At 31.6% G+C, this 21,238-nt stretch carries 22 protein-coding genes; 7 read left to right on the forward strand and 15 right to left on the reverse strand.

The features are described from left to right. Positions 1-145: 145 nt before the first annotated feature. Positions 146-385 carry a hypothetical protein gene (locus N4A31_04140; GenBank protein MCT4635420.1) on the reverse strand — a complete coding sequence of 80 codons (240 nt, stop codon included), beginning with the start codon at positions 383-385 and terminating at the stop codon, positions 146-148. A 139-nt stretch (positions 386-524) separates the two neighbouring features. Here N4A31_04140 and N4A31_04145 point away from each other — a divergent pair, with 139 nt between their 5' ends. After that, complete coding sequence (locus tag N4A31_04145) at positions 525-1,700, forward strand: hypothetical protein (protein ID MCT4635421.1); 1,176 nt, start codon at positions 525-527, stop codon at positions 1,698-1,700. Here the strand turns inward: N4A31_04145 and N4A31_04150 are convergent. Then, a complete protein-coding gene (locus N4A31_04150) occupies positions 1,684-3,717 on the reverse strand; it encodes a protein-disulfide reductase DsbD family protein (protein MCT4635422.1) in 2,034 nt (677 codons plus the stop codon). The two genes, N4A31_04145 and N4A31_04150, sit on opposite strands and share 17 nt — an antisense overlap. A gap of 131 nt (positions 3,718-3,848) precedes the next feature. Between N4A31_04150 and N4A31_04155 the strand changes: the two genes are divergently transcribed. Then, on the forward strand, positions 3,849-6,482 hold the full coding sequence (locus N4A31_04155) for a DUF3971 domain-containing protein (GenBank protein ID MCT4635423.1): 2,634 nt from the start codon (positions 3,849-3,851) through the stop codon (positions 6,480-6,482). Positions 6,483-6,489: 7 nt separating this feature from the next. On the opposite strand, the gene uvrB is transcribed toward N4A31_04155, so the two are convergent. After that, positions 6,490-8,469, reverse strand: coding sequence for an excinuclease ABC subunit UvrB (gene uvrB / locus N4A31_04160; GenBank protein MCT4635424.1), 1,980 nt, complete (start codon positions 8,467-8,469; stop codon positions 6,490-6,492). Between the two features lie 156 nt (positions 8,470-8,625). On the opposite strand from uvrB, the gene N4A31_04165 reads away from it, so the two are divergent. Then, on the forward strand, positions 8,626-8,886 hold the full coding sequence (locus N4A31_04165; GenBank protein MCT4635425.1) for a hypothetical protein: 261 nt from the start codon (positions 8,626-8,628) through the stop codon (positions 8,884-8,886). Here N4A31_04165 and N4A31_04170 read toward each other — a convergent pair. From N4A31_04170 to N4A31_04195, 6 genes are all read right to left on the reverse strand, one after another. Continuing rightward, the gene (locus N4A31_04170) at positions 8,881-9,465 is read right to left on the reverse strand and encodes a phosphatidylglycerophosphatase A (protein ID MCT4635426.1); all 585 of its coding nucleotides are present in this window, start codon (positions 9,463-9,465) and stop codon (positions 8,881-8,883) included. The genes N4A31_04165 and N4A31_04170 overlap by 6 nt on opposite strands. Further along, entirely contained in the window at positions 9,455-9,640 is a 186-nt protein-coding gene (locus N4A31_04175; GenBank protein MCT4635427.1) for a hypothetical protein, read from the reverse strand. The genes N4A31_04170 and N4A31_04175 overlap by 11 nt, the downstream gene beginning before the upstream one ends. 281 nt (positions 9,641-9,921) lie before the next feature. After that, positions 9,922-10,800, reverse strand: coding sequence for a glycosyltransferase (locus N4A31_04180; GenBank protein ID MCT4635428.1), 879 nt, complete (start codon positions 10,798-10,800; stop codon positions 9,922-9,924). 1 nt (position 10,801) lies between these two features. Continuing rightward, entirely contained in the window at positions 10,802-11,716 is a 915-nt protein-coding gene (locus tag N4A31_04185) for a hypothetical protein (GenBank protein ID MCT4635429.1), read from the reverse strand. Continuing rightward, complete coding sequence (locus tag N4A31_04190; protein ID MCT4635430.1) at positions 11,673-12,347, reverse strand: ABC transporter ATP-binding protein; 675 nt, start codon at positions 12,345-12,347, stop codon at positions 11,673-11,675. The genes N4A31_04185 and N4A31_04190 overlap by 44 nt, the downstream gene beginning before the upstream one ends. Then, the gene (locus N4A31_04195; protein MCT4635431.1) at positions 12,348-13,592 is read right to left on the reverse strand and encodes a lipoprotein-releasing ABC transporter permease subunit; all 1,245 of its coding nucleotides are present in this window, start codon (positions 13,590-13,592) and stop codon (positions 12,348-12,350) included. Between the two features lie 126 nt (positions 13,593-13,718). On the opposite strand from N4A31_04195, the gene rpmB reads away from it, so the two are divergent. Both rpmB and rpmE read left to right on the forward strand, forming a co-directional pair. Continuing rightward, the gene (gene rpmB, locus N4A31_04200) at positions 13,719-14,024 is read left to right on the forward strand and encodes a 50S ribosomal protein L28 (GenBank protein ID MCT4635432.1); all 306 of its coding nucleotides are present in this window, start codon (positions 13,719-13,721) and stop codon (positions 14,022-14,024) included. Position 14,025: 1 nt separating this feature from the next. Beyond that, positions 14,026-14,256: a 50S ribosomal protein L31 gene (gene rpmE, locus N4A31_04205; protein MCT4635433.1), complete on the forward strand. Its 231-nt coding sequence runs from the start codon at positions 14,026-14,028 to the stop codon at positions 14,254-14,256. Between the two features lie 68 nt (positions 14,257-14,324). Here the strand turns inward: rpmE and N4A31_04210 are convergent, their stop codons facing one another. Together N4A31_04210 and N4A31_04215 are read right to left on the reverse strand one after the other, a co-directional pair. After that, positions 14,325-15,527: an amino acid permease gene (locus tag N4A31_04210; GenBank protein MCT4635434.1), complete on the reverse strand. Its 1,203-nt coding sequence runs from the start codon at positions 15,525-15,527 to the stop codon at positions 14,325-14,327. A 23-nt stretch (positions 15,528-15,550) separates the two neighbouring features. Then, on the reverse strand, positions 15,551-16,759 hold the full coding sequence (locus N4A31_04215; GenBank protein MCT4635435.1) for an amino acid permease: 1,209 nt from the start codon (positions 16,757-16,759) through the stop codon (positions 15,551-15,553). Positions 16,760-16,908: 149 nt separating this feature from the next. Between N4A31_04215 and N4A31_04220 the strand changes: the two genes are divergently transcribed. Both N4A31_04220 and N4A31_04225 read left to right on the forward strand, forming a co-directional pair. After that, positions 16,909-17,376, forward strand: coding sequence for a tryptophan-rich sensory protein (locus N4A31_04220; GenBank protein ID MCT4635436.1), 468 nt, complete (start codon positions 16,909-16,911; stop codon positions 17,374-17,376). Beyond that, positions 17,373-18,296 carry a TIGR01777 family oxidoreductase gene (locus N4A31_04225; GenBank protein ID MCT4635437.1) on the forward strand — a complete coding sequence of 308 codons (924 nt, stop codon included), beginning with the start codon at positions 17,373-17,375 and terminating at the stop codon, positions 18,294-18,296. Before N4A31_04220 ends, N4A31_04225 begins: the two co-directional genes overlap by 4 nt. Here the strand turns inward: N4A31_04225 and N4A31_04230 are convergent. The 4 genes from N4A31_04230 to N4A31_04245 are packed head-to-tail and all read right to left on the reverse strand — an operon-like array spanning position 18,279 to position 21,130. Continuing rightward, positions 18,279-19,025 (reverse strand): ATP-binding cassette domain-containing protein, encoded by a 747-nt coding sequence (locus tag N4A31_04230; GenBank protein MCT4635438.1) that lies wholly within the window; start codon positions 19,023-19,025, stop codon positions 18,279-18,281. The two genes, N4A31_04225 and N4A31_04230, sit on opposite strands and share 18 nt — an antisense overlap. Next, the gene (locus N4A31_04235; GenBank protein MCT4635439.1) at positions 19,022-19,870 is read right to left on the reverse strand and encodes an ABC transporter permease; all 849 of its coding nucleotides are present in this window, start codon (positions 19,868-19,870) and stop codon (positions 19,022-19,024) included. The genes N4A31_04230 and N4A31_04235 overlap by 4 nt, the downstream gene beginning before the upstream one ends. Next, positions 19,870-20,859: an ABC transporter substrate-binding protein gene (locus tag N4A31_04240; protein MCT4635440.1), complete on the reverse strand. Its 990-nt coding sequence runs from the start codon at positions 20,857-20,859 to the stop codon at positions 19,870-19,872. The genes N4A31_04235 and N4A31_04240 overlap by 1 nt, the downstream gene beginning before the upstream one ends. After that, complete coding sequence (locus N4A31_04245) at positions 20,804-21,130, reverse strand: YerC/YecD family TrpR-related protein (GenBank protein MCT4635441.1); 327 nt, start codon at positions 21,128-21,130, stop codon at positions 20,804-20,806. The genes N4A31_04240 and N4A31_04245 overlap by 56 nt, the downstream gene beginning before the upstream one ends. Between the last annotated feature and the right edge of the window lie 108 nt (positions 21,131-21,238).

Raw genomic sequence — 21,238 nt, forward strand, 5'->3', positions numbered from 1 at the left:
GCTTTACTAACTACGTGCCGTTTGGCTAATTTATAGTAACCATAACTTTCGTAACCATCAGTACAAAGTATTTGAACTTTGTAGCCTTTCTTTTTGAGTCTTTGGGCCATTCTAACATAAACCCATTTTTCTCGATTACGACTAACTACAATATCAATAATTTTATTCCTGTTTCGGTCCACAGCAAGCCATACGTAAGATTTTTGCTCTTTTTTTGGTAAAAAGTAAAAAGCTCATCAACTTCCAATATGGCGATATCTTTTGCGTGTTTTGGAATCTCTGAACTGACTAAATGTGCCTTAAGCATTCTTCCTAACTTTCTAATCCAATGAATTAATAGCGGCGTAGAAATTCCTTCGGCTCGCTCGATTGTCCTCAACCCCATGCCTTCTGTATACAGTTTTATATTACAAAAAAATATCCTTATTTATCATAGTTTAATAAATATTAATTTTTCTCTTGACAAGAAAACATAAATGTTATATTGTGCAGTTTTAATGCTAACTCAAGAGTATTAAAAAACTATGCTAACTATAAAATCCACAACTTCCGACTTAAAATCTTACCTAACATATTTAAACGATTATCACTTAAAAAATTATCCTACTCCCTCTAATATAATATATGATGAAGAGCCAATGAGCTTTAAAGAATTTATTATAGATAAATTAAGTCTGGATGAGACACTAGAAATCTCTATTTTGTTTGAAAAAGAAAACTTTGAAGATTTAAAATTTTTAGGAGAATATAAAGATTGCTACTTTTTGGAATGTAACTTCACAAACACTAACTTAAAAGATGCTCTTATAAACCAATGCAGCTTCATTAATAACACCTTTATTAATAACTTGCTTACACAACAACATATATTTGACAATAAATTTTTTCTTAATAACTTCTCTTCTAATAATTCGCTCTTAAAACAGGGATATTTATGGTCTTCTAATATCTCCTTAGAGGAAAAACACTTCAACCAAGAAAGCTCTTTAGCAAATTTCTATCCATGTACAGAAGAAATGGAAGCAATTTTTGTAGATGACTATGTATACATCAATAAAACCAAAGACGGAGGAATAGCTCATAGCCTTGAGAGCTATAAAACAAACCCATTACCTTTTATGGGTGGCTGTATAAACGAAATAAAGAATGGAATCATTGCCTCTAATGACATCTTACAAAATTTTCTACCAGTTTTAAAAACAACCGCATATTGTGGCACAGCTCTAACCTATCTTGCTGCCACAAATGCAACAATACACTGCGCTACAACAGCCTTACCTTTAGCTCTTCCCATTCACTCAATAATAATATCAACACTTCCTGTGCCCGTAATTTTATTATCATCTGCAACATGCCTTGGATATAATTTATACCATGCTCACTGCAAAGGAAATACAGCCAGTACAGCAATAAGTAAATGTCTAGATACCTTGAATAGAGCAGTGCATGGAACTGTTGACTTTAAATCTATTGAGATAAATATCCATGATCGATTTAATAAACTAACAGCAGAAGAACAACAAAAAATACTGGAGTCTTCTCCAAATGGCCACTACATGGCACTAACTGAACCAGAATGGACCGATCAAGAAGATGAACAAGAATACCAGGATTTTAAAACATCCGAAGAATATATCGAAATTGACTGGGTAGATCTTGGAGATCTAAATCTCCTTGAACAAACTACAGACCTTCTTTAATGGCTGATATAAACACATTAGGCGTAAGAACAGTTTGTAGAACCTTTCCTTTAGGGTATTTCTTGCTATAAACTAGAGTATATGGAATTCCATGATGGTTCTTTTCTTTCATTAAATTAGAAACGTCACTACTCGTACTTTTGCTAATATCTGCTCTCATGGCAATAACTTTAAATTTTTCCATTGCATTAATAACCGCAACATTATCAAGAGTGGTTACCTTGTTAAGACCGCATGTTGCGCACCAAGAGGCAGATATGTTCACCACAACCACATATCCTTCATCAACTAAAGAATCAATAGCAGATGGTTCGTAATCCTGCCAGGTACTTTCCACTAAAGTTGCATTATATTGCTTCTCCATATACAAGTTATGTGGCAGAAAATAGCTTAACCCAATAAGTACGGCTAAAATTAGAGTTCTAGCCTTGCTGGTAAGAAATTCTCTCTCATTAACAATAAACTTTATTAGAAGTAAGAGCAAAAATATAGTTATCGCTGCTTTATAACCTAACTGAGTTGAAACCACATAAATTAACCAAATACTAGTAGTTATAACCGCCATTCCTAAAATCTTCTTAAATACTTCCATCCAAGGACCGGGCTTAGGAAGAAATTTAGCCATTTTAGGAAAAGATGCCATAGCTATATATGGCGTAGACATCCCAACTCCCATCACCGTAAATACTATTATCATCTTTAAGAAATCTGTTGTTAAAGCAAACCCTATTGCAATAGTCACAAATGGAGCAGTACATGGTATTGCAAGCAATGTAGATAATACCCCGCTAGCAAAAAAACCTAATATTCCAGTTTGCTCTGATTTAATATGAAAAATCTTAACTAGGAAATGAGGCACCTGAATACTAAACTCTTCCTTAGACAGTAAGTTTATAGCTATAAAACTTAATACCAGAATCATTGTAATAAGATAAAACGGTTGCTGAAAATGAATACCTAACCCTGTCTGATAGCCTAAGAACTGAAGCCCGTAGGTTAACAAAGCAAAACAAATAAATGTACTAACAATTCCTGCGCTCTGCGCTATCAAATTCTTTCTAATAAGATTTTTATTTTTTCCCGCTAATTTTATTAAGTGCAAAGCTTTTAATGCTAATACCGGCAAGACGCAAGGCATAACATTTAATATCATTCCTCCTAATAAAGCCATCAATAAAATCCATATAAATGAATTTAAGCTTTCTTCTCCACTTATTGTAATCGGAGTTGTTGTCAACTCAACACTGTGTCCATTGTCAGCTACAAGATTTATATATATCTTATCTTCAATCTTTAAATATCTTTTATTATTAATTTCAAAAGGTATACGAATGATTTGACCGTCCTGGCTACTAATGACATTAAAATCAGCTGGTTCAAAATTGACATATTCAGGTAAATCTAAAAATATTTGTGGATCCCATAAAGTTTTTTCATTTGTAAACTCAATATTAAGCCAATGTTTACCATCTATAACCTCTTGTTCCACTTTATGTATGTTAAGTCCTTCGCTACCATTTTCTTGAGGAGTTTTGGCTAGAGCTTCCATTGCCACCCCTAAATCATAGGAATCATTTGTAATAACGTTAGACAAATTTATGTTATAAGTGCTACAGGATTTTTGACAAATAGCAAAACTAATATCAACATCCAAATGAATATCTTTATTGGGATCATTAGGAGTGAGTTTTACGATGAAGTCTGTATCTTGTTGATAAACATAGCTAGCAACATTGTTTTTTAAGTATAATTCAGGAACTGGCCAGAAAACTTTTGTATCTTTTATATTTCTAGATTTGGAGAAATTAAACTTAGTAGGAAGGCCTAATTCTCCAGGCTCCCTCCAGTAAAACTTGGCATTATTTTTTAACTCAAAAGATATTATCGCATATTGCCCTAAAGGTTTTAAAGTAACTCTAAAATCCTTAGCATTATACTGCTCTTGTCCCTTCGCTACGCCGCTAAATAAAATAATTATAATAGTAATCAGCTGCAAAACATGTCTTTTGATGCTCATAAAAATCCTTATAGCGGTTTAATTATTGATGTTTTTAAGATTCTACTATGAGCTAACCAATTAATCAATTATACTTATTTAAAAAAAGGGGGAAAACCTCTAATTCTACACATTCTAAGACATAATAAATTATGAGAATTATTATAAAACTTTTAAGAAACGTTACTTTATTTACAACTGGACTAGCTCTGCTTTTAATAATAGCTATGGTTTCTTTAAATACCCGAAGTTTTACTGTTAGTAACGATAACCTTCAAAAACTTCTTCAGTACTATGATAACAAATTAACAATTCAAACAGAAGGAGCTAAACTTATTTTCTTAGGAAAAGAGATCCAGCTTGATGTATCTTCAGCTAAAATAGACAAAAATTCTTCTACTTTTATAAAGCTTAAAAACCTTAATTTGTCATTTAATCTATTATCCCTAGATGCTCTAGCTAAGTTAGATCTCTTTGATACCGAAATAACAAATTTAATTAGTCTAAATGCTCCTGTAGAAATAACCTCTGTTATTGATAACATCATTCAATATAATTACATAGTTTGTGATGGAAAAATAACAATAAGCTTTGGTCTTTTTAAAGACTATCAGGCAACATTAAATTTGTTTAGCAAAACAGGATGGGTTGATCCCCAAAAAAATAATCTGAGTAAATTAGATCTAAAAGAATTTGTTTTAAATCTAGATTATCAACTAGAGAAACTATCGATTAAAAAAATCCATTTTGAATATGCAAACAGTTTTAAAGCATCCTTCAGCGGAGATTTTAATCTTGATAAAAATAATCTAAAATCAGCAAAGTTCCAAACAAATATATCACAGCTCCCCATTAATTATTTAGATGGTTTCTGGCCTAGAAATATATCACCTAACCTTCAAGCTTGGGTAACTAATAATATTAACAACGGCATTGTAACCAAGGTACAGGGAATATTCACACTTACTGAAGAAGATCTACAAAAAGATCTTCCCCCCAAAGAATCCATTAATGTATCTATGAAATTAAAGGACATGGATTTGAAATATCTTGAGCAATATAGTCCTATCTCACAAATAGATGGAATTCTGAAGATCGATGGTCATGGACTTTATTTAGATGCAGAAACAGCAGAAACCTCAGGATGCAATCTTAAAAATATTAAATTAGATATCCCCTTTAATAACTTTACTTTATCTGTTAAATCTCAGGTTAATGGAGATATTGCTAACCTAAATCAATTCATTCCTAAGAATATATCAGATGATCTTTTGAATTATAATATCGACTTCCCTCTTATTAAAGGATATTTCGATGGAATGCTTTATTTAAATTTTCCAATTTTTGAAGATTTTAGTTTTAAGAGTTTTAAAATTGATGCCCAAGCTAATATTAATAATGTTACTTTAGACACAAAAGAACGTATTAAATTTAAAGATGGCAGCTTTCAATTATTAAATAAGGATAATGAGATTAAATTAAAATTAAATGGATATAAAAATTTCTCTATAGAAATAGACCTAGATAATGAGTCAGATAGAAATCCCGAGGGACAAATAAATATAATCGCAGAGATAGACGCTAACAAAAAATTAAATTTTCAAGATAAAATATCATTTAGAAATGGACTAATAAAACCTATAATTCATTTAAAGCCTAAATCATGGGATGTGGAGTTAGATTTTTCAGATGTCGATATATATTTATCTCCTCTTGGATATACAAAACCTAAATCAGCAGACCTATTTATAAAATGCTCAGGTGACTTTAATAATAAAGTCATTAGAAGTAAATCTTGCACTATGAATGGAAAAGACATATCTGGTGATATATCATTTAATATAACAAATGATGAACTAACCAATTTAGAGCTTAAAGATTTTAGAATTGGGCCAAATAGATTTGACTTTCAAAGCTTATACAAAAATAAAATCTATAATTATAATCTTTCAGCAGAATACATTAATTTAAACGATTACTCCTTAGGTGGAAATTCTTCTAATAACAAAAATTCTTTTGATTATAAAATTGTCTTTGCTGTAGATAAAGCGCGCATGCCTAATAAAAATTACCTACATGATATTACAGGAAAAATTATTCAAATTGGTAATAATCCTATAGACATAGACTTTAAAGCTTTTGCAGATAAAGAAAAAATATCTATTGTTAAATCTAAAAAAGATAACTTAACTCAATATATATTACACAGCAAAAATGCTTCAATATTTGCTCAAGATTTTGGAATTTATCAAAATACTAAAAAAGGAGAAATCTGGATCAAAGGGTCCCCTAAAAAAACAAAAAATATATTATCCTACCATGGAACTTTTTCGTTAGATGACTTTGCTTTTACCAATACTTCAGCTTTCACCAAAATTATTCTTGGTGTGTTGTCACCTTTAAATTCTCCAGAAGCAGTGGCCCAATCATTAAAAGGGGGGTCCTTACCTGCAGAATCATTTGATGCTGATTGGGAATTTAATAATGGCTCTTTAGAAATTAAAAATGCTAGAATAAAAGGCCCATCATATACCATAAGATTCTCTGGTAATATAAATTTTAAAGAAAGCACTATAAATATTAAAGGAATTTATATTCCTTCTGCATATGGTATTAATTCACTAGTTTCTGATATACCATTAGTTGGAAGTATTCTCTCTGGAGGAAAAGATTCTGCATTATTTGGAGCCAATTTCTCCGTTAAAGGAAACCTTAAAGATCCTAAAATTTCCTTTGATACCCTAACAGCATTAACCCCTGGATTTATCAGGAATTTATTTAATTAAAAGATGTTTATCCTAACTGAAGAATTTTCTCTAGTTCTTTAATTTCATCTCTTAACTTTGCAGCATATTCAAAATCTAAGTCTCCTGCTGCTTTAAACATCTTATAAGATAATTCATTAATTGTTTTAGATATCTTTTCAGGAGACGCTTTTTTACTTACTGGCTCAATAATTTTTTCAATGTTGAAGCTATAGAAATCTTCTTTTATAGATTTGGTAATAGTTTCCGGAATAATATTATTATCTAGATTATATTGTATTTGGATATTTCTTCTTCTCTCATTCTCATCCAAAGCTTTCTGAATAGAATTTGTTATCTTATCAGCATAGAGAATCACTTTTCCTTCAACGTTTCTAGCAGCTCTGCCTATGGTTTGAATCAATGAAGTTTCAGAGCGTAAAAATCCTTCTTTATCTGCATCTAGAATTGCCACTAAACCACATTCTGGAATATCTAATCCTTCTCTAAGTAAGTTTATACCTACTAATACATCAATCTCTCCTTTGCGTAATTGCTGAATAATATCTATCCTCTCTAAAGTTTTAATATCAGAATGAAGATAAGCCGCTTTAATATTATGTTCTATTAAATATTGCTGTAGATGCTCTGCCATTTTCTTGGTTAAAGTGATAGCCAAAACACGTAGATCTTTTTTTACTAAAGCCTTTATTTCAAATAATAAATCTTCAACTTGATTGACAACTGGTCTTATAGAGCAAATAGGATCGACTAACCCTGTTGGACGGGTTAATAATTCAACTCGTTTATTATCAGTTAACCCCAATTCAAATTTACCTGGAGTTGCTGAAACGAAGATAGTCTTGGGGCGCATATTATCCCATTCTTCGAATTTAAGCGGACGATTATCACATGCTGAAGGAAGTCGAAATCCATGTTCGACAAGAGAAGTTTTTCGTGCTCTATCTCCATTGTACATAGCTCCAATTTGTGGAACTGAAACATGACTTTCGTCAATAAATAACACTGACTCTTTAGGAAAATATTCAAATAAGGTTGGGGGAGGAGCTCCAGCTTTTCTTCCTGTTATATAGCGAGAGTAATTTTCAATTCCCTTACATGTTCCAGAAGCTTGCATCATTTCTATATCATATAAGGTTCTTTGTTTTAGTCGATGTGCTTCCAATCCTAAATCTTGGCTTTTTAAATATTCTAAGCGATGGTCTAAATCATCCATTATCTGGGTTATAGCTCCAGATATTATTTCTTTTGAAGAAATAAAATGACTATTTGGAAAAACTGTTATTTTATCTAATTTTTCTTTCTTCTGGCTTGTTAAAGCATCAATTTCTACAATTGATTCAATATTATTACCAAAAAATGAAATTCTCCAAGCTTTATCAGAATAATGCGATGGAAAAATATCCACCACATCTCCCTTTATTCTAAATTTTCCTCGAGAAAACTCATAATCATTGCGTTCATAAAGTAGTGCTATTAACTCTTTTGCTAAAGTAGTTGGGGCAATTTTATCTCCAAGATTGATTTGGTACCTAGATTCAGAGTAGCTCTCAGGAGAACCAAGACCATAAATACACGACACAGAAGAAATAATAATAACATCATTTCTTTCAAATAAAGCTCTAGTAGCTGAGTGGCGAAACTGATCGATTTGCTCATTAATAGACGCATCTTTTTCAATATAAGTGTCAGTCCTTGGGATATATGCTTCTGGCTGATAATAGTCATAGTAAGAAACAAAATATTCTACTGCATTATCAGGAAAAAAACCCTTCATTTCTTCATAAAGCTGCGCGGCCAAAGTTTTATTATGCGCCATTATCAATGCAGGGCATTGTAAATCGTGGATAATATTTGCCATAGTAAAAGTTTTTCCAGAACCGGTAACACCAAGTAATACTTGATTCTGTTGGGAGTTTTTTACCCCACTGACCAAAGAGTTCTTGGCTGCTTCTTGTGCTGGAGAAATAGTAAAATTAGATGAGAGCTTAAAACTATTACCTGACATAGAAAATTACACCTTACTATATATCTTCTTCATATTAGCATGATTATGCTATAACTAAAGTAGAATATTAATCCAGCATCATTAATCTAAAATTAATAAACTTACTTTATGCTTTAAATATAAATTCTTTCTATCACATTAAATGAGGATAAAATTATGAATTTAAGAAGCTTCACCCATCGCTCTCTCCCCAGCAATACAACAATCAACTCTACCACATATGACAGCTCAGAACTTCCAGAAAATCCAATTTATTCAACATTAATCCTAATAGGAATAGCCATAACAGCATCCTGTGCATGTTATTGTTGCACCTCAAAGATAATTTTAGAAAAAGATCTATTTTTAGGTAGCATTAAAGATCATGTAAATCTTATAGGAAAAACCACAGAAAGCGCTACTGAAGAAGCTTTATAATCTATCAACTACCGAATAAAAGATAAAATAGTGAAATACACTTGCAAAAATTGCTGCAGCAACATCATCAAGCATGACTCCAAAACCACCTTTAAAATTCTTATCGATATAATTTATAGGCCAGGGTTTAAATATATCGAATAATCTAAATAGAACAAAAGCTGAAAATAAATTTATCCAAACTAAATTAATTTCACTAATCCCTATATCTATAAACTTTTTTAAAGAATCAACTCCAATATATGGTAAGAAGAAAATTATAATACATATAGTAAGAGATTGTCCCACCACTTCATCTATTACTACTTCTTTAGGGTCATGCTTCTTTGTTCGAGCACTATAATGATCTATAGCCCAAGCACCAACAAAAAACAAACCTGTAAAAAATACTAACAAACTATTAGTTAGATCAGGAGAGGCTAAACTAGAAACACCTCCTTTTATGTAAATCAACCCTAAAGCTAAAAGAAAATATAAAGGAAAAGCTACTATTGATCCTAAAGTTCCAGGAGCTATTGGAGAAAATCCTACGCCAAAAAAAGTAACAATAATTGTAGTTAGAGAAAATTTATTCTTCATAATTAATACTTACACCATGCTCTGTTTTATCCCAATAAAATGGATCTCTAAAAATCTGCCAAAATGCTCTAATACCTGCAATTGGCAAAAGCCAATAATAAAACACTGCTAAAACTACTGATAAAAATAGACCGCGCCATTTTTTTGTTATTATAATAAATATAGCATAACTCATTGGCAAGATAATCCCTAATAATAAATTAAATTGCCATAATAGATCTACCTCATTTGACTCAGTTATAAAACAACGCATCAAAAAATAAATTGGCAACAAAAAATAAATTAGATTTGGCATGTATAAACATAGATACAAACCTATCATTTCTTTCGTTTTTAGCTTATTACAATTCTTAAGATGAAGTAAGCTTGTTAATAAATGTCCCCTTATCCATCTTGATCTTTGAACAAGCCAGGCTCTTAAACTAATAGGAGACTCCTCCAAGGTAGTATTGGCAATTAAGCTTGTGCGATAACCTTCATGGTAAATCTAATTCCAACATCTGCATCTTCAGTAACATTAAACGCATCCCAACCACCAATTTCTTCTAGTTTTTCTTTAATAAAATGATTACTGGTTCCTCCTAAAGGAATTGGCATATTAAGCCTTTTTAAACCTACCAATATATAATCAAATAACAAACTATACTCTAAGGCAAAAAGTTTAGTTAAACTATTTTCTTTTTTATTATAAAAATTTAATCTAGCTTGAATACAGATCACTTCAGGCGGACTTATATTAAATTTAGCAATAGCCTTTTTTAACTGCTGAGGATGTGGTCGATCCTCTGCATCATAAACCACTACATATTTTCCTTTTGCTAAATTTAAACCATAATTACAAGCCTTAGGCTTCGTTCTTGGATAGGAAACTGGCACTATAGTAACTTCAAGGAATTCTGGTAAAGTAATTTTTTTAAGAGCCTCAAGAGTTTTATCATCATCTTCTTCTACCAATAGTTTTGCATCCAAGAGGGCTTTGGGATAATCTATTTTCTCAATAGATTTTACCAATTTTTTTAATACCTTATCTTCTTTATATATAGGTATAAGTATAGTGTATATTGGCAATTCATCTGGATCTTTTAAAGTCTCTCTATGATTAGAAGACCTACCCATAATCAATAAAAGCAATCTAAATAATTGAACTATAAAATATAAAATATTTAAAATTACAAACACATAAAAACAAGTCCGCTCTGGATAAAGAATAATAGCCAATATCAGTAGTAAACAGCTGCCATAGAGCCTTGTCTTATTTATACCTTGCAACCATAATCTAATAGAATATTGAGGAAATCTCTCTTCTAAATGATAACTAGACTCATGTATTTTCATATCAAAACCTTAACCATAATCCTGTAATTACCGAATTTACAATGTATTGATCTCTATTGGTAAGATTAGTGGAGTAGCCGGTTTGCCAGGATGCATGCTCATTATATTTATAAACCCAAGAAATTTTTCCAATATTAGCAAATTCTCGATTATCTGATAAATCACCAGAACTTTTTAATGCTTGCAGTGGGTCCGTACTATTTAATGACTGAATAAGAAGCATTTGCTTTTTTGAAACATGCAGTCCTAATGTATAATCTATGGTTATCTTCATTGAATCAACACTGCTTGAATCAACAAGAGAACTATTAAAAATATTATCCACCCCTACTTCAATATTAATATAACTTGGCACTGATCCTATTTTAAAGTTCTGTCCATATAAAAAGGTTGCTCCTATCATATTTATATTATCTGAAGCAAATCCGCCTATACTAGGCCTAGTTGATATAACTGATTTTTCATTAGACCATAACTCTGTTTGAGCAAAAAATTTATATTCTGCTAAACTCTGTTCATATAATTTATAATGAGAATCTATATAATATTGCTGTTCTATTTGATACTGAGCACGTGAATCATTGTTTTTTAATAATATGCTTTTATCTAAACTAGAATAATCCTTCAAATAACTTTGATAATTATACCACTTAGCATTAAAACCAATCGTTAGGCTATCTTTTGCCCCATATTGATAAAATAAATCGTAATATTGAAATACATAAATACTGGAATCAGTTTTTTCATGGTCAAGAGCATTTTTATAAAAACTAAATAACTCTTTATTTTCAATTTGAAAAATAACTTCCGATGCACCTTTTGGTTGCGTCCATGCGCCAGCAAATGAAATATTGTTTTTTAATAAACAAACACTACAAACTAGTAATTTTACCGTCCTTAAGTGTAACAATTGCATCCATTCTACGAGCTAGTTGTTCATTATGAGTTACCACTAATGCAGCAAGTTTTAACTCTTTTACTGCCGAAATAAATATTTCCAGTACCAACTCAGCATTATATGGATCTAAATTACCTGTTGGTTCATCTGCAAGAATAATAGAAGGAGATTTAACTAATGCCCTTGCTATTGCAACTCTCTGCTGTTCACCTCCTGATAACTCAGATGGTAGATGATTCAGCCTTGTATCAAGCTTTAATAATTCTAAAATATGCATAGCTCTTTTGAGAGCTTGCTTCTTACTCATTCCATTAATTAAATCTTGAAGCATAACATTCTCAAGAGCTGTAAATTCTGGTAGCAAATGATGAAATTGATAAACAAAACCAATATGACGTCCACGAATTCTAGTCAATCTTTCATCATTAGCTTTACTGATATTAACTCCTCTAATGAGAACATCACCAGAATCAGGTTTGTCTAACAATCCTATTATTTCTAAAAAGGTGCTTTTACCAGAGCCAGAAGGCCCTATTAAAGCAGATACCATGCCAGGCTCCAAAGTATAGCCAGCACCTTTAAGAACCATTAAATAATGATCTCCTTGGGAAAAACTTTTATAAATATTTCTTACTTCTAATGGATTCATCTATTTATACTTCAAAGCTGTTGCCGGGTTTAATTTAGCTGCACGATAAGCTGGATAAATAGTAGCTAAAAAAGATAATGTTAATGACATTCCGGTAATTGTCACCACATCGCCTATATTTACCTTTGCAGGTAAATATGACAAGAAATACACTAATGGATCGAAAATAGCGGTACCAGTAATTTTTTGTAAGAATAATCTAATACTATCAATATTTTTAGCAAAGCTTACACCTAAAATAACTCCAATAAAAGTACCTAAAACTCCAATTGAAGCACCACAAATAAAGAAAATGCGCATTATTGAATTTTTACTAGCACCCATAGTACGTAATATTGCAATATCTGAAGTTTTATCTTTAACCAACATAATTAAACTAGATATAATATTAAAGGCAGCAACTACCATAATCAAAGTTAAAATCATAAACATGGCCACTTTTTCTGTTTGCAAAGCACCAATAATTGCAGAATTTCTCTGTTTCCAATCAATCAAAATATATTGATACTTCAACTTTTTATCTAATACTTTTGATAAAAGATCAGAGTCTTCTGCATTCAGCATAGTTATTTCGATTAAATTTACTTGATTAGGCATCTTAAAGTAAATTTGCGCTAATTCCATTCCTATAAAAACCACTGATGAATCAAAATCATGCATACCAGAATAAAATATAGCTGAAACTTTACAAGTTTTGAACCTAGGAATGTTAGAAATAAAAACATCATTAGTTTGAGGCGAAATTATCTTAACAGAGTCACCAAGATTCACTTTTAAAGTATTAGCCAAAGTTGACCCAATTACAATACCATCATCTGGCATATCATTTAAAGAACCAATTATTATATTATCAGCAACTAAGGATTTTTTTTGTAAATCCTTTTCTTCAATTCCACGTATTTGAACCCCTGAATTATTATTATTGGCTGAAACTAACACTTGTTTTTCAATAACTGGAATGGCATGAATAACATGTGGATTTTGAGTGACATTTTTTACAACAGCTTGATAAGCATTTATTTCAGATGACAGCTTAGGGTAAATATTTATATCTCCAACTGCACCTATCAGCTTATTAGTCCATTCTGTTCTAACACCGGACATCACTGACATAACTGCAATTAAGGCGGCAACTCCTAAAGCTGTTCCAACAAGAGAGAATAATGCTACCACAGATATAAACCTTTCTTGCTTTTTTGATTTTAAATAACGCCAAGCAATAAAATATTCAACTTTTTTGATCATTTTTTAGACTCGAATGAACCTTATATTACAACTTTATTTATGTATATCACAAAAATTGTTTGACTTGGAGCATTATTTGCGTTATTTACTTGTATTCTCTAATTATTAAAAATAAGGACAGAAATTATGTCTCGCAAATGCGAACTTACCGGAAAGACGGTATTAACTGGCAATAATGTATCTCATTCTAATCGTAAAAGCCGCAGGCGCTATTTACCTAACCTACATAGAGTTACTTTAATGAGCGATGTTTTAGGTTCGGTTAGAATAAGAATTTCAGCTAGAGCTTTAAAATCTGTAGATATGCACGGTGGATTAGATAGTTTTCTTATGTCACAACCTGATAAATTGCTATCTCTTAAAGCATCTCAGTTAAAAAAGAAAATTAAACTTGCACGGGCTGCTAAATCAACTCAAGAGAAGGCTGCATAATATGAAAAAAGATATTCACCCTAAATATAAAGAATTAAAAATTGTCATACCCAATGGTGATGAATTTACAACTAGCTCTACATATAGTGGGGAGAGTGTATTACTCGATGTAGATTTCCGTGAGCATCCTGCTTGGAAAGGTGGAGTAGCAAGTGTTAACACCAAATCAAGTCAAGTGACTGAATTTAACAAGAAATTCGGTGGTATTTTTTCTGCTCCCACTAGCAAATAAAACTAATTAAATTTTGTTAAATTTGAAAGGCTCCTTAAATTATTTAAGGGGCCTTTTTTCTAAGCTTTTTAAACGATCATGTTTATAATCTGACAACTCATAATACCAAATCCAGCAAGAGCTGATAAGCCTACAAGACTCTTGTATGTGAGCTCAGAATAATTAAATTTCTTGTCTTGGATTTTATATAATAGATATATTGGCAATAAAATTGCTATAACAACTAAAATCATCCCTGCAAATCCTAAAGCAGCAAGAAAAGCATCTGGAATTAATATAGTCACTAAATATACTGGCATAATAGCTATAATAGCAGCATATAATTTATTCGTTTTGTTTACTGACTTTACGAGAAGATCTCTAATGGTTTCAAATAAAGCAAGTCCAACTCCCAACACTGAAGTTATAATTGCTAAAACAGATAACCACCATACTAAAATTTGTATAAATGGATCTTTGGCAATATAGCTCAATGCAGCAATCAAATCGCCAATATCAACATGACCATATATCATCTGTAAATAGAAATTTGAATGATTCTGATATATAGCACCCAATATACTAACGGTCCATATAACATATACTATTGCTGGAATCAAACTACCCCAAAAGAAAGTTCTCTTGAGCATAATGGGATCTTTATTACAATAATTAGTTAATGTGTGAAATATAACCTGAAACCCAAAACAAGTGAAAGCTATAGGAATTATAATTCTCCATATTGAAATTTCTTGATATTGACTAGAAAATAATGGCAAATTATCCCAATTAATCATTGATAGCAAACTAACGACCAAAACTGCTATCACAGCTATTAATCCTGTAAACAATAATCTATTCACATAATCTATATATTTTATTGGTAATAAAAAGATAATGATCAATGCAAAAGCATATATAGAAACTATATTATTAAACTCTAATACCGAAGAGTTATTAAATGATAACATCTTTTGGGTAACAGAGGACACTCCATATAAATATCCCGAAAGCAATGCAAATGACAGAATCATATAGCTTCCTGTACCAATTAGTCCTGCTATTTTGCCTGAAAACTTTTGCCCCAATGCTCCAAGGGCCATTCCTTTTCCTGCTTGGAGATTAAGCTCTAAATTGACTAGACAAGTATAATATATGACACTCCACAACGCTGCCATCAATACAATACCTGGAACAATCCCTAGCTTCGCCAATGTCATTGGTAAGGCAATCATTCCACTGCCTATGCATGTACCCGCCACCAACATTATAGCGCCTAACTGTTTATGCATAATTCTTGTCCTTTTTCTTTAACTTATTTGATTATAATATTGGAAATTTCACTTAAAATAATTACTATGCCAATAATAAATGTAGCAATTATTAACCAATTAGATTTTAAAATATAATAATTAAGCTTAGTGATCTTTGCCTTATAAAATAAGTAGATCGGCAATATTATAGCTATAATTGCTAAAATCATCCCAGCAAATCCTAGCACATTAATAAAAGCATTGGGCACTAATATTGCTACTAAATAAGCTGGAAGTATAACAACGATAGAAGCCAGAAGGTTGCGCTTAAAACCTTCTTCTTTCATAGGAAGCATAGCCTTAACTGAATCACAAAGACCAATCCCAACTCCTAACAAAGAAGTTATAACTGCAAAGATTGTCACCCACCACACCAGTAACTGCATGGACTGCCACTGAGCTATATCACTTAACTCTTTTATTAAATCTCCAACTTCCACTTCTCCCTTAACTATTTGGTTATAAAACTGTGGATTGTCGTTATAAACCACAGCTAAAGAGCTGCTATTCCATATTATATAAACCACCATTGGAATAAAACTTCCCCATAACAAAGCACGCTTTAAAGTTTTTGGATTTAAATTACAGTAATTAGCAAAACTATGGCACGACCCTTGGAATCCAAATGAAGTAAACACCACAGGAATTAATATCTGCCATGCGGAAATTTCTCCATATCCTTCTGTAAATAATGGCAAATTAGACCAATTAATGGTCGCCACTAATCCTATAATTAAAATAGAGATTACTACCATTAATCCCACAAATACAAATCGATTAACGTAATCAATTAACTTAATTGGCAAGAGAAACAAAAGACAAGCTATAAAAGCATATAAACTTGTAATAACATTAAATGAATATTCTTGTGAGTTGTTTGACTCCAACAATGTTTGAATTACAGAGGACCCAGCATATATATATACAGAAACTAAAGCATAAGATAAAATCTTAAAGCTACTTGCACCGATTGCTTCAGCTATTTTTCCAGAAAATCTATGCCCTAAAGCACCAAGAGCCAATCCTTTGCCAGCTTGTATATTAAGCTCCACTGTTATTAGTGAAGTAAAATACATCAACATCCAGGTAAATAGCATAAATAATATGCTCGGCACTACACCTATTTTTGCTAGAGTCATCGGTAAGGCAATCATGCCGGTGCCAATACATGTCCCTGCAACCAACATTATTGATCCTGTTTGTTTCTTCATAGAGCTTTTTAATTAAATTGTGTAAACCATTTATAATACTAATTAAAACTTATGAAGCAACTAAAAACATCTCACTCGTAAGTATTGATTCCAATTATGTATACTGATAACATTGTACTTACAGATCATATTATTAAATGTCTTTGGTAATGAGAAAATATAAACTAGAAGTATTCTTTGCACTCATTTGTTTAAGTTTAGGAATGATTTCTGGTTTTATTTCAACAGCTGATAGCTCTCAATGGTATAATAGTTTAAACAAACCTTCTATAACTCCTCCAAGTTATGTTTTTCCTATAGCTTGGACTTTTCTATATCTTTTAATGGGAGTAACACTTGCCAGAATTTATAAAATAAGACAAAAAACACTACTAATAATTTTTTCAGTACAAATGATTCTTAATTTACTATGGTCTCCTTTATTTTTTTATATCCATAACATTTTCTTTGCATTAGTCACCCTAATATTACTGTGGATTTGTATTGTAGTTTTTATATGCTGCTCTTGGAAAAAGAGTTTTATTTCTCTTTCGTTTATCCCATATTTTTTATGGGTTAGCTTTGCTCTTTTTCTAAACTACAATATATATATTCTTAATATAGGACAAAGATTATGAAAATATTGATTTCAGGGGCAACTGGATTTATAGGATACAATATAATCCAACAACTTAAAAATCATCACCAAATTTATGCTTTAGGAAGAGATAAACACAAAACAAACAAAATCTATCCTCAAAAAGAAAATAAGAATATTCATACTCTAACCTGGAGTGAACTAAATACACTTGATCCTAAGAATTTTGACGTAATTATAAATTTAGCTGGAGAAACTATAAATCATGTATTCTGGTCTGAAAGAATAAAATCTTTAATCTTAGATAGTAGAATTAACGCAACTAGAGAACTAATAAAATGGTGTTCTAGCAACAAGAATATTCATTTCATAAATGCAAGTGCTTTGAGCATCTATGGACTTTATGAACAAAAACCTAAAAATGATAATAATGAAGGAACAAAAATTATAAATCATAACTACTTTTTATATAAAGTGGCTCATCTTTGGGAAGAAGAAGTAAAAAAATTAGAAGATCTAAACATAAAATATTCATTAGCTAGATTTGCTGTAGTTTTAGGAAACAACGGAGGAGCCCTAGAAAAGTTACTCCTTCCTGCTAAATTATGCTTAGGAGCAAAATTAGGCGAGGGCAATCAGCCATTCGCTTGGGTTTCAATAACAGATTTAGTTTCTGCAATGAAATTTATTATAAATGAGAAAGTTTTTGGGCCTGTAAACATAGTCTCTCCTGATAGAAAAACCCAGAATGAATTTACTGCAGAGTTATGCAAATCAATCAATAGACCATATTTATTCAAAATACCTTCACTCTTTATAAAACTGTTCTTAGGGCAAATGGGCAGAGAAATTATCTTAAAAGGGCAAGATGCTATACCAGCTGCATTACTTAAATCAGGATTTAAATTTAAACATGAATTTTTAAGAAATTCTTTGAAAGATCTAATAGGCGGCCAATAAAGATGCCGGATCTACCTTATCTCTTTCTTTGCCGTTTAGATCTTTAATAATAGCGCCATCTTGCAACATAATGGTTCTATTGCCATAAGCAAAAGCATGTTTAATATTATGGGTAATCATAAGAATGGTTAGGTTATATTGACTATATAGCTTATTAGTTAAATTCATTATAACTTCAGCTATTTTAGGATCTAATGCTGCAGTATGTTCATCAAGCAATAGTAATTTAGCAGAAGACAAAGTGGCCATTAATAAACTGAGTGCCTGTCTTTGTCCTCCAGATAAACTAAGCACTTGGTCATTTAATCTATCTTCTAATCCCATTCCTAATTCTGCAAGTCTCTCCTTAAACATTTTAGAATTATCATTATTTAAAGCCAATCTTAATCCCCTTGATTTACCACGCTGATAAGCCAAACTCATATTTTCAGCAATGGTCAAATTGGCACAAGTTCCAATTTTAGGATCTTGAAAAACTCTGGCAATAAGCTCAGAGCGCTGCTCTACAGATTTATTAGTGATATCATTATTATCAATTAAAATTTTCCCAGAATCTAACTTGATAGATCCAGCTAACACTCTAAGCAAAGTAGACTTTCCTGCACCATTATTACCAATGATACTAATAAATTCTCCTTTATAAATCTTCAGGCTCAAATCTTTAAAAAACTGTTTCTCTAAGGGAGTATTCTTAGAAAAAGTAAGAGAGGCATTGTTTAAATATATCATTTATCCCTCCATTTTTTATAATATATTGGCGTAACCATTACCCCAATAACTAACATGGTGGAAAGAAGATTTAGATCAGAAGGTTCTAAATTTAAGAACTCCAGATTCAACGCTAAAGTAATAAGCAGTCTATATAAAATGGCACCCAACATAACTGATATGACTAAAACACTAGTAGATTTGCTGGAAGTAAGTTTCTCTCCTATAATAACAGAGGCTAAACCAATAATAATGGTTCCCATACCCATTGAGATATCTGCAAATCCTTGAGCTATTACAAATAATGCTCCGCTTAGGGCAACTAAACCATTACTAACACTTAAAGCTAGAATAGTCATCCTACCTGTATTAACTCCACAGCTGGCTGCCAGTTGTGGGTTTTGTCCTATTGAACGCAAAGCCAACCCTATTTGGGTTTTTAATAACAGCGTGATCAAAATCGAAACAATCAGTATAGTGCTTATAATAATTGTGAATCTATGTTCGTCAGATAAGTCAAAATTCATTAGAGAAATATTAGGCGCTCCCATGATACGTAGATTAATTGAATAAAGAGCCGTCATGGTTAATATACCGGCTAGAATTTCCATAATCTTATATCGAATATTTAAATATCCAGTCACTGCACCAGCTGCCATCCCAGCAAAAAATGATGAAATCATTGAGCAGACAATATTCAAATCACTACTTAAAGAAATGGCCATAACTGCCGCACCTAGTGGAAATGATCCATCAACTGTGAGATCAGCAAAGTTTATTATTCTGAAAGTTAGAAATACTGCAATAGCAACTAAACTATAAATCAAGCCTAACTCTAGGCTACCTATTACTTGCAAAAAATTCATTACTTACTAGCCCTATCTAAGATTTCTTTAGAAAAAGTAATGCCTAATTCTTGAGCAATATCTTGATTGATAACCAATTCTATTTGTTTAGGAAACTCAACTGGTAAATCTTTAACATCTTTTCCACGTAATATTTGTGCAAGTATTTTACCTGTTTGTCTACCAATTTCATATTGATTTGGCCCTAAACTAGCTAAAGCACCTCTCTTTACCATGTCAGTATCACTAACAAAAACTGGTGTTTTTGCAGTTAGAGCTATTTTCGAGATCACTCTAAAAGCAGAAAGAGCAGTATTATCATTGCTAATAAAAATAGCGTCAACTTTACCAATTAATTTATTAGTAGCCCCAGCAACTTCAGTTGTTTTAGCAGCTACTGAGGTGACAATTTCTATATCATATTTATTGGCAATTTCTTCTAATGATTTAAGAATTATTACTGAGTTAACTTCTCCAGGGTTATAAATAAATCCAAGTTTTTTTAGGTCAGGTAATATTTGTTTAAATAATGCCAATTGTTCATCAAGATTAATAAAATTTGAAACACCTGTAACATTAGTATTGGTTTCAGATAAATCTTTCACTAAACCAGCATTCACAGGATCTGTAACTGAGCTAAAAACTACAGGAATTTTAGTGTTACGAGTGGCGTTGACGGCGCTTTGAGCAGCTTGAGTTGGAATGGCCACGAGAGCATCTGGTTCTCCTGAAGCGAATTTTTTAGCTATTTGATTGCTTAAACCTACATCACCTTGAGCATTGGCAAATCTTATTTCTGTGTTCTTTTTAGCAACAAAACCTTCTTCTGTTAATTGGTCAATTATGCCTCTATAAGTATTATCTAATGCAGGATGAGCAATCGTTTGAATAATATCCACTCTCAAAAGAGGTTTGTCCTCTTCTTGTTCATATGTTGGATATTGACTTACATCACTATATGCAAGAAAGCTTAAAGTTATTCCTATTATTAATACTATTATTTTTCTCATTTTTTCTACTCAATACTAAGTTATAACCTTGATAAGACTCCTGGGTTAAAAACCTTGCAACTCTGGTTATTGTTGTCAAGCTCACTCCTGTTTTATCATGTATCTCCCTATAAGAAAGATCTTTTTTTGATAACAACTTTGCCACCATTAATCGATCTTTCATATCTTTTATCTCTTTAGGAGTACAAAGATCTTTAAAAAACATTCTGCATTCCTCAACATTCTTAAGTCCTAAAATGGCTTGATAAAGCTGATCTTCGCTACTGTCCATAATCACACCCTTTTGTGATACTACAGTATAACAGTAACACAAAAGAACATCCTTAGCAAGTTATAGTTTAATAATTAAGCAATCCCCGTAGAAAGCTTTATAATTATT

The organism is Rickettsiales bacterium, assembly GCA_025210695.1.
GTDB lineage: Bacteria > Pseudomonadota > Alphaproteobacteria > Rickettsiales > CANDYO01 > CANDYO01.